This is a genomic window from Pseudomonas solani (assembly GCF_026072635.1).
Taxonomy (GTDB): Bacteria; Pseudomonadota; Gammaproteobacteria; order Pseudomonadales; family Pseudomonadaceae; genus Metapseudomonas; species Metapseudomonas solani.
The window spans coordinates 1,513,206-1,527,704 of the sequence record NZ_AP023081.1 but is presented as its reverse complement, the minus strand read 5'-3'; the positions used below and the strand labels follow the sequence as shown (position 1 = coordinate 1,527,704).

The window sequence follows — 14,499 nt, the reverse complement described above, 5'->3', positions numbered from 1 at the left end:
GTTCACCAATGCCGCTTCGAGCGGTTCCAGAGGTAGAGCAGGCGGGCGAAGGCCTTGTAGCCCAGTTGCGCCAGCCCGTGGATCAGCGGCAGGGACAGCAGGCGAGCCTTCCAGCGTTCCCTGGGGGAGTGGCGCCAGAGCACGATGAAGGCGTCCACACCCATGCGCTTCACGCCCTGCTCGTCCACCAGGTGCAGGCGCTCGCGGACGTACTCCAACTCCTCGCCTATTTCCTCCACCGCCTGGTTGTCGGCGTGCACGTCAGCCCACTCCACCTGGCAGGCGGTGGTCTTGTCCTTCTGCCCGTCGATGCCCACCCGGCACACCGGGCAGGCGCTGTTGTAGTAGACCTTGATGCGTGCTTCTTCCTCGCTCATCACCCGCTCCCTATCGATAGGTCCTGCCGTTGTGCTTCAGCCAGCCACCCGGGTGGCGGCCGCGCGGGTCGTGGTGGGTCCAGTGGATCACCCCGCCCTTGTCGTTCCATTCGTATTCGCCGGCGAACTCGATCTCGTCGCCTTCGTGCAGGCCCTCGACCCGTGGCGCCAGGTCGATGTTGTGCGCCACCAGCAGGCTCAGGCCGTCGTCGGTGCGCATCAGGAAGCGTTGGTGGCGGCTGCCCTTGAGGTCGTCGCGCAGCACGCGGGTGACCACGGCGCGGCCTTCGACCTGCAGGTCGCTGCGGCGATCCTCATAGGCCTGGCGCAGCTGGGCGCTGGTGCTGGATGCGGTGGTGGCGGGCGCGCCGGTGAGGCCCTGGAACAGGCCGGGATGGCGCTGTTGCACGCCATAGAGCGCAAGGCCCACAAGCAGGGCGATGAAGAGCTTCTTCATGGGGCGGGCCACGTCCGTTCGGCGGGCCGGGTCAGCCCAGGCGGCATGCTGGGGCAAGGCCGTCCGGGCTGTCCAGAGGGGTCAGTGGGTTTTGCGGTCGACCCACTTCGGCGCCACGGTGGGGCGCCAGGCTTCCAGGCGTTCCAGCAGGCTTTCCGGGGTGCCGCCGACCTGCAGCATGCCGCGGTGCTGGTCACGCACGAAGCGCTCTTCCACCAGGTGGTCGAGGAACTCGGTGAGCTTGCCGTAGAAGCTGTTCACTTCCAGCAGGCCCAGGGGCTTGCTGTGGTAGCCAAGCTGGCCCCAGGTCCAGATTTCGAACAGCTCTTCCAGGGTGCCGAGGCCGCCGGGCAGGGCGATGAAGGCGTCGGCCAGCTCGGCCATGCGGGCCTTGCGCGCGTGCATGCCGTCCACCACTTCCAGGCGGGTCAGGCCCGTGTGGCCGATCTCGGCTTCCTTGAGGCTCTGCGGGATGATGCCGATCACCTCGCCACCGGCCGCCAGGGCGGCATCGGCCACGGTGCCCATCAGGCCGACGGCACCGCCGCCATAGACCAGGGTCAGGCCGCGCTCGGCCAGGGTACGACCGAGGTCGCTGGCGGCACGTTGGTAGATAGGGTTGGCGCCGGGGCTGGCACCGCAGAATACGCACACGGAGCGCAAGGTCATGGTCGACTCCCGAAAAAAGTCGGCAAGATTAGCGGCTCGGGCGGCGTCCCGGAAGCGGCGCGTGGACGCAGCTTCCGAACGGTAGTGGGCGCAGTGGGGCGATCAGTCGTCGCAGTTGCCGCTGGCACCGGCGGCGTAGGCAGCGAGCAGGCTTTGCAGGACGTTCATGGTGGCGCTCCTCGGTTGGGGTGCGGCCATTTTCCGCGCCGTCTGGAACCGGCGCTCTTAGATTGTCTCGATGGCCGTGATAGACCTTGCGCCGGGCAGTGAATTCCTGCGGTTTGTTGACGCAGGTTATGGGAACTCGGCGCCGACTCAGGCAGTCTCCCCTCTGGGCTGATCCGGCCCTACCTGCCAAGGAGACTCCAATGATTCGCAAGCTCGTCGTTGCATCCGTGCTGGCCCTGGCCAGTGCACCTCTGCTGGCTGCTGAATGTTCGGTGGACGTGGAAGGCACTGATCAGATGACCTTCAACACGAAGGAAATCAAGGTCAGCAAAAGCTGCAAGACCTTCACCGTGAACCTCAAGCACGTCGGCAAGCTGCCGAAGAACGTGATGGGCCACAACTGGGTCCTGAGCAAGACCGCTGATGCCCAGCCCATTGCGACCGAAGGCATGACCGCCGGTGTCGACAAGGACTACCTCAAGGCCGACGACGCCCGCATCATCGCCCACACCAAGCTGATCGGTGGCGGCGAGACCGCGAGCACCACCATCGACGTATCCAAGCTGGCCGCTGGCGAGAGCTACGAGTTCTTCTGCTCGTTCCCCGGCCACGTCTCGATGATGAAGGGCACCCTGGCCCTGGTCGACTGACCCGACAGGCGAAGACAAGAGGCCGCTCCGTGAAGCGGCCTTTTTCATGCCCGGCGAAAACCGCTCACGCCAGCACAAGGGTGGTAGCTGGGTAGGGTGGATGACGCTTTTTTCATCCACCGGGCGGAGCTTCGTCTCATGTACTCCTCGCCGGCGAGCACCTTGTAGGGGGGGGGCGTAGGGTGGGCTTCAGCCCACCGCTCCTTTCTGCGCCCGGTCCTGGATGAATGCGCGCAATGACGCTCTTCGAGTGTGGGGAGACTCCATCGCGAATGAATTCGCACACAGTCTGTGTCCGGGGCGAGTCCGCTTGGTGGAGGTAAAACGACTCCACCCTGCGTGGGCTGGGAGGCCCTGCTAGGCCCCCGCCGTCATCTTGAAGATGCCCTGGGCGTTGCTGCTGTCGAAGGCGAGGTCGATGCGGCCATTGTCCTCGTCGACCTTGCGCTGGATGAATTCGACGAAGGAACCGGGCACCTGGCGCTGTACCCTGGCGCCGGCCGCGTCGATGAATTCGCGCTCCACCTGCACCGCGCGGTAGGCGGTCTGCATCACCCGGCCGGAGCTGGAGACCTCGATGCTGGCCTTCATCGGCCGGCCCTTGGCGTTCTGCCCGGCGACCACCTGTTCCAGGTCGGCGACGCGGTCGGTGAGGTGGTTGAACATGTTGCCCTCGGTGGCGATCCAGGCCATCTCGGCGCTTTCCTCGCGCAGCAGCTCGTAGTCGCTTTCCAGCGGCGCGTCGTGCTGGCAGCCGAAGGCGTCGAACAGCGCCGGCAACAGGTCTAGGGCCTGCTCGCGGCTGCAGTGGCGGGTGCGCCAGAGCTGGTCCAGGGTCGCCAGGTGGCGGGGCTGCAGCGGGTCGCGGCTGCTGCCCACCACGCGACTCACCGCCCGCTGGAAGGCTTCGCCGAAGCGCCCCGGGTGCAGCTCGGAGACGAAGAACTGGGCGATGTCCTCGGGCAGGTCCAGTTGCCGGTAGGCGTAGCCGGTCATGTTCAGGCGGGTCAGCGGGTAGGTACGCACATCGGTGAAGCCCAGGGGCTCGAGAATGCGCACGAAGGCCTGGCGGCCCCGGGGCAGGGCGCCGTTGTCGGGCCAGTCCACGGTGCGGATGGCGCCGTGGTCGAACAGCACCTGGCGGCCGGCGGCCAGCTGTTCCTCGACATAGGTGCGGCCGATGGGCACCGCCTCTACCAGCTTGTTGAACAGGCAGAGGTTCAGCGCTTCGGCCAGCCAGGCGCGGTGGATGCGCGCCTCCTCGAAGGCGAAGCCGTCCAGGGCGGCGGGCACTTCGACGTGGGCGTCGACCCAGCGGGCGGCGGGCTCGCCGAGCACATGGGCGACCAGGGGCAGGAGGCGTTCACGGGTGTTCATCGGCACGGGCTCGGGGGTGGCTGTACGGGCCTGCTATCCAAGCAGCCGGGCGGGCGCGGGGCAAACGAAAAAATCCGGCGGGTTCATTCCGTTTTTTCCTGAATGAGCGGCTGGCGCTGCCTAGGCCTCGTTATCCAGCTGCTCCAGCATCCAGCGCACGAAGTCGCGCACCTTGGGCACCTCGGCGGCGTGCTCGGGGTAGGCCAGGTAATAGGCGTTGCGGCTGGGCATGGCGTGGTCCCAGGGGATCACCAGCTTGCCCTCGTCCAGCTCCTCTTCCACCAGGAAGCGTGGCAGCAGCGCCACGCCGCAGCCGGCCTGGGCCGCGCGGATGCACATGTAGGAGGTGTCGAAGCGCGGCCCGTGGTAGCTGTGCTCGGTGTGCCGGCCCTGGTTCTGGAACCACTCGTGCCAGGCCTCCGGGCGGGTGGCGTTCTGCAGCAGCACCAGGGTGGTGAGCTGGGCGGGGTCGGTGAAGGGCTCGGCGGGCAGGGCCGACGGCGCGCAGACCGGTACCACTTCCTCGCTGAACAGGCGGATGCACTCCGCCCCCGGCAGCGCGCCCTGGCCGAAGAACAGCGCCACGTCGGCGCGGCCCTGGAGCAGGGCGTCCGGCTCCAGCTCGTTGCGCACGTCCAGGTGGATATTGGGGTGGCGCAGGCGCCAGCCCTTGAGCCGGGGGATCAGCCAGCGCGCGCCGAAGGTGGGCGGGGTGGCCACGCGCAGCACTTCGGTTTCGCCGCCGTAGGACAGCATGTAGTGGGTGGACATCTCCACCTGGGTGAGGATCTTGCGCACCTCGGAGAGGTACAGCGAGCCCGCCGGGGTCAGTTGCAGGCGCCGGCGCACGCGGCGGAACAGCAGGTGCTGGAGCATCTCCTCCAGCTGCGCCACCTGCTTGCTGACCGCGCTCTGGGTCAGGGCCAGTTCCTCCGAGGCGCGGGTGAAGCTGAGGTGGCGCGCCACCGCTTCGAAGCACTGCAGGGCGGTGAGGGAGGGCATGTGGCGCTTGAGCATGATGGGGCCGCCGGGTTCATGAGCAAAAGGAATGATATGTGGAGCAAAGGTCGTTTGTTGGCAAGCCCCCCATGCGGCTAATACTGGCGCCGACCTTTTTCCGAAGCGCTTTCCAGGAGTTCCAATGGTTGCTGCATTGCTAGACCGCCTAGGCGTCGACCCGAAGCTCTACCAACAGGGCGACCACGCCGTGCACACCCCCATCGACGGCAGCCGCATCGCCCGTGTGCAGCTGGAGGGCCGTGCCGAGGTCGAGGGCAAGATCGCCCTCGCCGCCGAAGCCTTCCAGGCCTGGCGCAAGGTGCCAGCGCCGCGCCGTGGCGAGCTGATCCGCCAGTTCGGCGAGGTGCTGCGCGAGCACAAGGCCGCCCTCGGCGAGCTGGTGTCCTGGGAAGCCGGCAAGATCACCCAGGAAGGCCTGGGCGAAGTGCAGGAAATGATCGACATCTGCGACTTCGCCGTCGGCCTGTCGCGCCAGCTCTACGGCCTGACCATCGCCTCCGAGCGCCCCGGCCACCACATGCGCGAGACCTGGCAGCCCCTGGGCGTGGTCGGCATCATCAGCGCCTTCAACTTCCCCGTCGCGGTCTGGTCGTGGAACGCCGCGCTGGCGCTGGTCTGCGGCAACCCGGTGCTGTGGAAGCCCTCGGAGAAGACCCCGCTCACCGCCCTGGCCTGCCAGGCGCTGTTCGAGCGCGTGGCGAAGAACTTCGACGGTGCCCCGGCACACCTCAGCCAGGTGCTGATCGGTGATCGCGAGGCCGGCGAGGCGCTGGTGGACGACCCCCGCGTGGCCCTGGTCAGCGCCACCGGCAGCACCCGCATGGGCCGCGAAGTGGCCCCGCGCGTGGCCGCCCGCTTCGCCCGCAGCATCCTCGAGTTGGGCGGTAACAACGCGATGATCCTGGCCCCCAGCGCCGACCTCGACCTGGCGGTGCGCGCCATCCTCTTCAGCGCCGTCGGCACCGCTGGCCAGCGCTGCACCACCCTGCGCCGGCTGATCGCCCACGAGTCGGTGCGCGACGAAATCGTTCGCCGCCTGCAGGCCGCCTACGCCAAGGTGCGCATCGGCCACCCGCTGCAGGGCAACCTGATCGGCCCGCTGATCGACAAGGCCGGTTTCGACGCCATGCAGCGCGCCCTCGAACAGGCCCGCGCCGAGGGGGGCGAGGTGTTCGGTGGCGAGCGCCAGCTGGCCGGCGAATTCCCCGACGCTTATTACGTCTCGCCGGCCATCGTGCAGATGCCCGGGCAGAGCGCAGTGGTGCGCCACGAGACCTTCGCGCCGATTCTCTATGTGGTCGGCTACCGCGATTTCGACGACGCGCTGCGCCTCAACAACGAAGTGCCCCAGGGCCTGTCGTCCTGCCTGTTCACCACCGATGTGCGCGAGGCCGAGCTGTTCACCTCGGCGGTGGGCAGCGACTGCGGCATCGCCAATGTCAACATCGGCCCCAGCGGCGCGGAGATCGGCGGCGCCTTCGGTGGCGAGAAGGAGACCGGTGGCGGGCGCGAGTCCGGCTCGGATTCCTGGAAGGCCTACATGCGCCGGCAGACCGCCACGGTGAACTACTCCCACGAACTGCCGCTGGCCCAGGGCATCACCTTCGACTGACCGGGCCGCCGCCCTAAGGAATGCCGTCCATGCCCCTGCGCCAGGAGTGCCTCTGGGAGTATCTGACGCCGGCGCTGCCGAAGACCGAGACGCTGAACGGCGAGGTTCGCGCCGATGTCTGCGTCATCGGCGGCGGCATCACCGGGCTCAACGCCGCCATCCGCCTGCTGGAACAGGGCAAGCGGGTCTGCGTGCTGGAGGCCCATGAAGTGGGCCACGGCGGTTCGGGGCGCAACGTCGGGCTGGTCAATGCCGGGCTGTGGATTCCGCCGGACGAGATCGAAGCGGGCCTGGGCGAGCAGGTCGGTGCCCAGCTCAACCGCACCCTGGGCGGCGCGCCGGCGAAGGTCTTCGCGGTGATCGAGAAGTACGGCATCGAGTGCCAGTTGCGTCGCGAAGGCACCCTGCACATGGCCCACAACGCCCGGGGCCAGGCCGACCTCGCCAGCCGCTGCGAGCAATGGCAGCGCCGTGGTGCGCCGGTGGAACTGCTCACCGGCCAGGCCTGCCGGGATGCCACCGGCACCGAGCGTATCGCTGCCGCGCTGCTCGACCGTCGCGCCGGCACCCTCAACCCCATGGCCTACACCCGGGGCCTGGCCCAGGCGGTGCGCTACCTGGGCGGCTCGCTGTTCCAGCACAGCGCCGTGTCCCGCCTGGAGCGCCAGGGCGATGCCTGGTGTGTGGTCACCGAACACGGCAGCGTGATCGCCCCGCAGGTGGTGATCGCCTCCAACGCCTACACCGAAGGCGAGTGGACCGAGCTGCGCCGCAACTTCTTCCCCGGCTACTACTACCAGGTCGCCTCCGAGCCCCTGCACGGCGAGGCGGCGGCGCGCATCCTGCCGGGCGGGCAGGGTTCCTGGGACACGCGCCAGGTGCTCAGCAGCATCCGCCGCGACGCCGACGGCCGCCTGCTGCTGGGCAGCCTGGGCAACGGCACGCGCAAGCCCTTGTGGTTCCTCCAGGCCTGGGCCGATCGCATCCAGGGCCATTACTTCCCCTACCTGGGCAAGGTGCAGTGGGACTTCAGCTGGACCGGCTGTATCGCCTTCACCCCCGACCACCTGATGCGCCTGTTCGAGCCGGCGCCGGGCCTGGTGGCGGTGACCGGTTACAACGGTCGTGGCGTGACCACCGGCACCGTGGTCGGCCAGGCCTTCGCCGACTTCCTCAGCAGCGGTTCCGCCGCCTCGCTGCCCATGCCCTTCCAGCCGATGCGCGATGTCGGCGCACCGGCGCTGCGCAGTGGGCTCTACGAGCTCGGCTTCTCGCTGTACCACGCGGGCCAGTGCTTGCGCGTGGTGATCTGAAACGGGTTTTCTTCACACTGCATCGACATGGAGCGGCCGTCCTGGCCGCCATGCACTAGCCTGTATTGGTGCGTCAGCGCGCTTGCCGCGCACCAGCGGTGTGCACTTCGGTGACAGTGACGGTTACGGCAGGTTGCGCTTTTCGCGCAGTGGGTTGCTATTCCTTTGCGAGCCTGGCTTTGCGTTGGGTTGCGCTAGGTTGCACCAAGTGTTTTTGCCGGGTTGCACGTGCGCGCCGCTCCGCATTTCAGAGGGGGTGGGCGGGCTGCCCAGGGTTTTTTCCTACAACAAAAAATGAGTGGCACGACGCTTGCTCAAAGAACTTCCTGTTAGTTGAGGAACTTCCCGTTAGTTCGAGTATCGCGCCATCACATAACCCCTCAGGAGCAAAACTCCCATGCCTCACAAGACTTTCAAGAAAGGTATTTTGGCTGTTGCGGTTACCAGTGTTCTGAGCTTGTCCAACCTTGCTTTCGCTGACGTGGTCATCGGCGTCGCCGGTCCTCACACCGGCGCCAACGCCTCCTTCGGTGAGCAGTACTGGCGCGGTGCGAGCCAGGCCGCCGAGGACATCAACGCCGCCGGTGGGGTCAACGGCGAGAAGATCAAGCTGGTCAAGGCGGACGACGCCTGCGAACCCAAGCAGGCCGTGGCCGTGGCCAACCGCCTGGTGGATCAGGACAAGGCCATCGGCGTGGTCGGTCACTTCTGCTCCTCCTCCACTATCCCGGCGTCGGAAATCTACGACGAGGCCGGCATCATCGCCATCACCCCCGGTTCCACCAACCCGCAGGTCACCGAGCGCGGCCTGACCGGCATGTTCCGCATGTGCGGCCGTGACGACCAGCAGGGCATCGTCGCCGGTGACTACATCGTCGATGTGCTCAAGGCCAAGAAGGTCGCGATCATCCACGACAAGGACACCTACGGGCAGGGCCTGGCCGACGCCACCAAGGCGCAACTGGCCAAGCGCGGCGTGAAGGAAGTGCTGTACGAAGGCCTGACCCGTGGCGAGAAGGACTTCAACGCCCTGGTCACCAAGATCCGCGCCACCGGTGCCGAGGTCGTCTATTTCGGTGGCCTGCACCCCGAAGCCGGCCCGCTGGTCCGGCAGATGCGCGAGCAGGGCCTGACCGCCAAGTTCCTCTCCGGCGACGGCATCGTCACCGACGAACTGGTCACCACCGCCGGCGGCCCGCAGTACACCAAGGGCGTGCTGATGACCTTCGGCGCCGACCCCCGCAAGATCGCCGACGGCAAGGCCGTGATCGAGAAATTCCGTGCCGGCGGCTTCGAGCCGGAGGGCTACACCCTGTACGCCTATGCCTCCCTGCAGGCCCTGGCTGCCGCGTTCAACGGCGCCGGTGCCAACGAAGGCGCCAAGGCCAGCGAGTGGCTGAAGGCGAACCCGGTGCAAACCGTGATGGGCAAGAAGGAGTGGGACGGCAAGGGCGACCTGAAGGTCTCCGACTACGTGATCTACGAGTGGGATGAACAAGGCAAGTACCACCAGCAGTAAGCGCGCGCTGGCTGCGCGTCGGCCGGGGCCGCTCGGCTCCGGCTCGCTAAGCCCCGGCTCTTCGTTTGCTGTACTGGCTCGGCCGGCTGACCAGGCGCCACACGCGCCCGGCCAGCCGGTGTATTCCGGGTGGCTGCTGAAACCTCTCCCTGCTTGTGCCGCGCAGATGACTGCCGACGTAATCCAGTGATCCAGTTCAGTGGTACCCGTCTGATTCCACTCGCGGAGGCTGGCCGAACCCCAGGCCGGTCCCCCAGAAGACGAGACTGAATGATGGACGGTATCTTCCTGCAACAGCTGATCAACGGCCTGACCCTCGGGTCCGTCTACGGCCTGATCGCCATCGGCTACACCATGGTTTACGGCATCATCGGCATGATCAACTTCGCCCACGGCGAGGTGTACATGATCTCCGCCTACCTCTCTGCCATCACCCTGGCGCTGCTGGCGTTCTTCGGGCTCGAATCCTTCCCGCTGCTGATCCTCGGCACCTTGCTGTTCACCATCACGGTGACCGGCGTATACGGCTTCGTGATCGAACGCATCGCCTACAAGCCCCTGCGCAACTCCACGCGCCTGGCTCCCCTGATCTCCGCCATCGGCATGTCGCTGATCCTGCAGAACTACGTGCAGATCAGCCAGGGCGCCCGCCAGCAGGGCGTGCCCACGCTGCTCGACGGCGCGCTGAAGTTCCATGTCGGTGACGGCTTCGTCCAGCTCACCTACACCAAGGTGTTCATCCTGGTGGCCGCCTTCCTCGGCATGGGCGTGCTGACCTATGTGATCCAGCGCACCAAGCTCGGCCGCATGTGCCGCGCCACCCAGCAGGATCGCAAGATGGCCTCGATCCTCGGCATCAACACCGACCGGGTGATCTCCTACGTGTTCGTCATCGGCGCCGCCATGGCCGCGCTGGCCGGCGTGCTGATCACCATGAACTACGGCACCTTCGACTTCTATGCCGGCTTCATCATCGGCATCAAGGCCTTCACCGCCGCCGTGCTCGGCGGCATCGGCTCGCTGCCCGGCGCGATGCTCGGCGGGATCATCCTCGGCATCGCCGAGGCGCAGTTCTCCGGCATGGTCAACACCGACTACAAGGACGTGTTCAGCTTCTCCCTGCTGGTGCTGATCCTGATCTTCCGTCCCCAAGGCCTGCTTGGCCGCCCGCATGTCGCCAAGGTGTAAGCATGTCCTCTGCCATCGCTAGAAAACCCATCGATATCAAGAAGTGCATCGTCGATGCGGTGCTCGCCGGGCTGCTGGCGCTCATCGTCTTCGGCCCCATCGTCGGCGTAGTGCTCGACGGCTACAGCTTCAATCTGGAGTTCGGCCGTGTCGGCTGGATGATCGGCATCGTCATGCTCGGCCGCTTCCTGCTCAGCCTGTACCTGCAGAGCGCCGGTGGCGCCGCGTTGCTGGAGCGCTTCGAAAGCGCCGGCTCCGGCGTCCATGTGCGCTCGCCGGACTTCAAGAGCAACCTGCGCTGGGTGCTGCCGCTGATCCTGGTGGCGGCGGTGATCTTCCCGTTCTTCGCCAGCAAGTACCTGCTGGCGGTGGTCATCCTCGGGCTGATCTACGTGCTACTGGGCCTGGGGTTGAACATAGTGGTGGGCCTCGCCGGCCTGCTCGACCTGGGCTACGTGGCCTTCTACGCCATCGGCGCCTATGGCCTGGCGCTTGGCTACCAGTACCTGGGGCTGGGCTTCTGGACAGTGCTGCCGCTGTCGGCCCTGGCCGCCGCGCTGGCGGGTTGCCTGCTGGGCTTCCCGGTGCTGCGCATGCACGGCGACTACCTGGCCATCGTCACCCTGGGCTTCGGCGAGATCATCCGCCTGGTGCTGAACAACTGGCTGAACTTCACCGGTGGCCCCAACGGCATGCCGGTGCCGTCGCCGACCTTCCTCGGCCTGGAATTCGGCCGTCGCGCCAAGGACGGGGGCGTGCCTTTCCATGAGTTCTTCGGCATCGCCTACAACCCCAACCTGAAGTTCCTGTTCATCTACGTGGTGCTGTTCCTGGTGGTGATGCTGGTGCTCTACATCAAACACCGCCTGACCCGCATGCCCGTCGGCCGCGCCTGGGAAGCGTTGCGCGAGGACGAGATCGCCTGCCGCTCCCTGGGCCTCAACCACGTGCTGGTGAAGCTCTCCGCCTTCACCCTGGGCGCCTCCACCGCCGGCCTGGCCGGGGTGTTCTTCGCCAGCTACCAGGGCTTCGTCAACCCGTCGTCCTTCACCTTCTTCGAGTCGGCGCTGATCCTCGCCATCGTGGTGCTGGGCGGCATGGGCTCGACCGTGGGGGTGGTGATCGCCGCCTTCGTCCTCACCGTCGCTCCGGAGTTGCTGCGCAGCTTCGCCGACTACCGGGTGCTGCTGTTCGGCATCCTCATGGTGGTGATGATGATCTGGCGACCGCGCGGGCTGATCCGCATCAGCCGCAGTGGCTTCACCCCGCGTAAAGGAGTAGCGCCATGAGCGACGACAACATCCTCAGCGTCGAACGCCTGATGATGCACTTCGGCGGCATCAAGGCGCTCAACGACGTCAGCCTCGACATCAAGCGCCATTCCATTTCCGCCCTGATCGGCCCCAACGGCGCCGGCAAGACCACGGTGTTCAACTGCCTCACCGGCTTCTACAAGGCCACCGACGGCAGCATCAAGCTCAACGCCCGGGGCACCAGCACCGACGTGATCAAGGTGCTGGGCGAACCCTTCCAGGCCACCGACTTCATCAACCCGGCGCAGTTCGGCAGCCGCCTCTGGTTCAAGATGTTCGGCGGCACCCACCTGGTGAACCGCGCCGGCCTCGCGCGCACCTTCCAGAACATCCGCCTGTTCCGGGAAATGTCGGTGGTGGAAAACCTGCTGGTGGCCCAGCACATGTGGGTCAACCGCAACCTGCTGGCCGGCATCCTCAACACCCCGGGCTTCCGCCGCGCCGAGGAAGACGCGCTGAACCACGCCTTCTACTGGCTGGAGGTGGTGGACCTGGTGGACTGCGCCAACCGCCTGGCCGGTGAACTCTCCTACGGCCAGCAGCGCCGCCTGGAGATCGCCCGCGCCATGTGCACGCGGCCGCAACTGATCTGCCTGGACGAACCCGCCGCCGGCCTCAACCCGGCGGAAACCGAGGCGCTCAGCCGGATCATCCGCAAGCTGCGCGACGAACACGAACTGACCGTACTGCTGATCGAGCACGACATGGGCATGGTAATGAGCATTTCCGACCACATCGTGGTGCTGGACCACGGCGTGGTGATCGCCCAGGGCGGCCCCGAGGCGATCCGCAACGATCCGAAGGTGATAGCCGCCTACCTAGGCGCCGACGAGGAGGAAGTGGCATGACCTCACCCCTCCTGGCATTCAAGGACGTCGACGTCTTCTACGGCCCCATCCAGGCGCTGAAGAAGGTCAGCCTGCACATCAACGAAGGCGAGACGGTGAGCCTCATCGGCTCCAACGGCGCGGGCAAGTCGACGCTGCTGATGTCGATCTTCGGCCAGCCCCGCGCCGCCGCCGGGGAGATCCTCTACGGCGGTGTGGATATCTCGCGCAAGTCCTCGCACTACGTGGCCTCCAACGGCATCGCGCAGTCGCCGGAAGGGCGCCGGGTATTCCCCGACATGAGCGTGGAGGAGAACCTGCTGATGGGCACCATCCCCATCGGCGCCGAGCACGCGGACGAGGACATGCAGCGCATGTTCGACCTCTTCCCGCGGCTCAAGGAACGGCGCAACCAGCGCGCCATGACCATGTCCGGTGGCGAACAGCAGATGCTCGCCATCGCCCGCGCGCTGATGAGCCGGCCCCGGTTGCTGCTGCTCGACGAACCCTCCCTGGGCCTCGCGCCCATCGTGGTCAAGCAGATCTTCCAGACCCTGCGCGAGCTGGCGAAGAGCGGCATGACCATCTTCCTGGTGGAGCAGAACGCCAACCACGCCCTGCGCCTCTCCGACCGCGCCTACGTGATGGTCACCGGGGAGATCCGCATGAGCGGCACGGGTGAGGAACTGCTCGGCAACCAGGACGTGCGCAACGCGTATCTGGGGGGGCACTAAAGCAGCTGGAAGCCAGAAGCTGGAGGTAGGAGCCGCTCGCTTCAGGCTTCCAGCTTCAGGCTTCCAGCTTCTGGCTTCCGGCTCATTCGGAGAATGTGAATGTCCCACCTACGTTTCTTCACCAACGCCGAGGTCGCCGGTGCCCTCGGCTATCCCGCTCTGATCGAAGCGCTGCGGGTTGGCCTCGCCGAGCCTTGCGCGGCGCCGATGCGGGGCTGTCATGAGCTGCCGGAGGGCGCGTCCCTGCTGACCATGCCGGTGTGGCAGGCGGGGCAGGGTGTCGGCGTCAAGCTGGTCACCGTGTTCCCCGGCAATGGCGCGCGGGGGCTGCCGTCGGTTGCGGCGTTGTTCACCCTGTTCGATGACGAGACCGGCCAGCCCCTGGCCGTGCTTGAAGCCTCGGAGCTCACCGCTCGCCGCACCGCCTGCACCTCGGCGCTGGCGGCCGCTGACCTGGTGCGCGAAGACGCCGAGCGCCTGCTGGTAGTGGGCAATGGCACCCTGGCCACGCACATGGTCCGTGCCCATTGCCAGGTGCGTGATTACCGGCGTGTGGATATCTGGGGGCGTGACGCCGACAAGTCCGCCCGGCTGGTGGCGGCCCTGCGTGAAGAGGGCTACCCAGTGCAGGTGGGCGGCGACCTGCAAAGCCTGGTGCAGCAGGCCGACTGCATCAGTTGCGTCACCACTTCGCGCTCGCCGCTGGTGCTGGGCGACTGGCTGCGCCCCGGCACCCATCTGGACCTGGTGGGCGCCTTCCTGCCCAGCATGCGCGAGACCGACTCCGCCGCCGTGGCCCGCGCGCGCATCGTCGTCGACACCCGCGAGGGAGCCCTGGAGGAAGCCGGCGACCTGCTCTTCGCCATCGCCGACGGCCTGCTCGACGAAGACGCGATCGGCACCGAGCTGCGCGAGCTTCTGCACGGCCGTGGCCACCGGCGTAACGCCGAGGAAATCACCCTGTTCAAGTCCGTGGGCTATGCCCTGGAAGACCTGGTGGCGGCACGCCTGCTGCTGGCCAGCGCCTGATCTAGGGGCTTTGTAGGGTGGATGACGCTCTTTTCATCCACCAAACGGAGTTCGATCCCACCATTCACCTCACACCGGGACACGCCCTGTAGGAGCGAGCTCTGCTCGCGAAGCCTCTGGGCAGCGCTTTGTGCTGCCTGGGCGAATGAATTCGCCCCTACAGCGTTGCAGGCCGGACGCCGTGTCGGGCTGCCCTACGTGAGAGCGGCCATCGCGCCTTGGACCGAGCCGGGCCGCCCACAAAAT

14 protein-coding genes are annotated in these 14,499 nt (G+C 66.8%); 9 read left to right on the top strand and 5 right to left on the bottom strand.

Features of this window, described 5'->3' with window-relative positions; genetic code table 11:
* Positions 1-2: 2 nt before the first annotated feature.
* The 3 genes from PSm6_RS07135 to PSm6_RS07125 all read right to left on the bottom strand — a co-directional run bounded on the left by PSm6_RS07135 (position 3) and on the right by PSm6_RS07125 (position 1,503).
* On the bottom strand, positions 3-377 hold the full coding sequence (locus PSm6_RS07135) for a thiol-disulfide oxidoreductase DCC family protein (RefSeq protein ID WP_043243573.1): 375 nt from the start codon (positions 375-377) through the stop codon (positions 3-5).
* A 10-nt stretch (positions 378-387) separates the two neighbouring features.
* Positions 388-834: a DUF3465 domain-containing protein gene (locus PSm6_RS07130; RefSeq protein ID WP_265169894.1), complete on the bottom strand. Its 447-nt coding sequence runs from the start codon at positions 832-834 to the stop codon at positions 388-390.
* An 81-nt stretch (positions 835-915) separates the two neighbouring features.
* On the bottom strand, positions 916-1,503 hold the full coding sequence (locus PSm6_RS07125; protein ID WP_021221633.1) for a cytokinin riboside 5'-monophosphate phosphoribohydrolase: 588 nt from the start codon (positions 1,501-1,503) through the stop codon (positions 916-918).
* Between the two features lie 368 nt (positions 1,504-1,871).
* On the opposite strand from PSm6_RS07125, the gene azu reads away from it, so the two are divergent.
* A complete protein-coding gene (gene azu / locus PSm6_RS07120; protein ID WP_021221631.1) occupies positions 1,872-2,321 on the top strand; it encodes an azurin in 450 nt (149 codons plus the stop codon).
* Positions 2,322-2,678: 357 nt separating this feature from the next.
* Here the strand turns inward: azu and PSm6_RS07115 are convergent, their stop codons facing one another.
* Both PSm6_RS07115 and PSm6_RS07110 read right to left on the bottom strand, forming a co-directional pair.
* The gene (locus PSm6_RS07115) at positions 2,679-3,698 is read right to left on the bottom strand and encodes a DUF1338 domain-containing protein (RefSeq protein ID WP_265169892.1); all 1,020 of its coding nucleotides are present in this window, start codon (positions 3,696-3,698) and stop codon (positions 2,679-2,681) included.
* 120 nt (positions 3,699-3,818) lie between these two features.
* Complete coding sequence (locus tag PSm6_RS07110) at positions 3,819-4,715, bottom strand: LysR substrate-binding domain-containing protein (RefSeq protein ID WP_021217195.1); 897 nt, start codon at positions 4,713-4,715, stop codon at positions 3,819-3,821.
* Positions 4,716-4,839: 124 nt separating this feature from the next.
* Between PSm6_RS07110 and amaB the strand changes: the two genes are divergently transcribed.
* The 8 genes from amaB to lhpI all read left to right on the top strand — a co-directional run bounded on the left by amaB (position 4,840) and on the right by lhpI (position 14,253).
* Positions 4,840-6,330, top strand: coding sequence for an L-piperidine-6-carboxylate dehydrogenase (gene amaB / locus PSm6_RS07105; protein ID WP_021217196.1), 1,491 nt, complete (start codon positions 4,840-4,842; stop codon positions 6,328-6,330).
* A 29-nt stretch (positions 6,331-6,359) separates the two neighbouring features.
* The gene (gene amaA, locus PSm6_RS07100) at positions 6,360-7,643 is read left to right on the top strand and encodes an L-pipecolate oxidase (protein ID WP_021217197.1); all 1,284 of its coding nucleotides are present in this window, start codon (positions 6,360-6,362) and stop codon (positions 7,641-7,643) included.
* Between the two features lie 397 nt (positions 7,644-8,040).
* Entirely contained in the window at positions 8,041-9,162 is a 1,122-nt protein-coding gene (locus tag PSm6_RS07095) for a branched-chain amino acid ABC transporter substrate-binding protein (RefSeq protein WP_031286957.1), read from the top strand.
* A 273-nt stretch (positions 9,163-9,435) separates the two neighbouring features.
* Positions 9,436-10,350 carry an ABC transporter permease subunit gene (locus tag PSm6_RS07090; RefSeq protein WP_031286958.1) on the top strand — a complete coding sequence of 305 codons (915 nt, stop codon included), beginning with the start codon at positions 9,436-9,438 and terminating at the stop codon, positions 10,348-10,350.
* Between the two features lie 2 nt (positions 10,351-10,352).
* Entirely contained in the window at positions 10,353-11,639 is a 1,287-nt protein-coding gene (gene livM / locus PSm6_RS07085; protein ID WP_184490514.1) for a high-affinity branched-chain amino acid ABC transporter permease LivM, read from the top strand.
* Positions 11,636-12,511 (top strand): ATP-binding cassette domain-containing protein, encoded by an 876-nt coding sequence (locus tag PSm6_RS07080; protein ID WP_021217201.1) that lies wholly within the window; start codon positions 11,636-11,638, stop codon positions 12,509-12,511. Before livM ends, PSm6_RS07080 begins: the two co-directional genes overlap by 4 nt.
* On the top strand, positions 12,508-13,224 hold the full coding sequence (locus PSm6_RS07075; RefSeq protein WP_265169888.1) for an ABC transporter ATP-binding protein: 717 nt from the start codon (positions 12,508-12,510) through the stop codon (positions 13,222-13,224). The genes PSm6_RS07080 and PSm6_RS07075 overlap by 4 nt, the downstream gene beginning before the upstream one ends.
* Positions 13,225-13,323: 99 nt before the next feature.
* Positions 13,324-14,253: a bifunctional Delta(1)-pyrroline-2-carboxylate/Delta(1)-piperideine-2-carboxylate reductase gene (gene lhpI, locus PSm6_RS07070; protein WP_265169887.1), complete on the top strand. Its 930-nt coding sequence runs from the start codon at positions 13,324-13,326 to the stop codon at positions 14,251-14,253.
* The last annotated feature ends 246 nt before the right edge of the window (positions 14,254-14,499 follow it).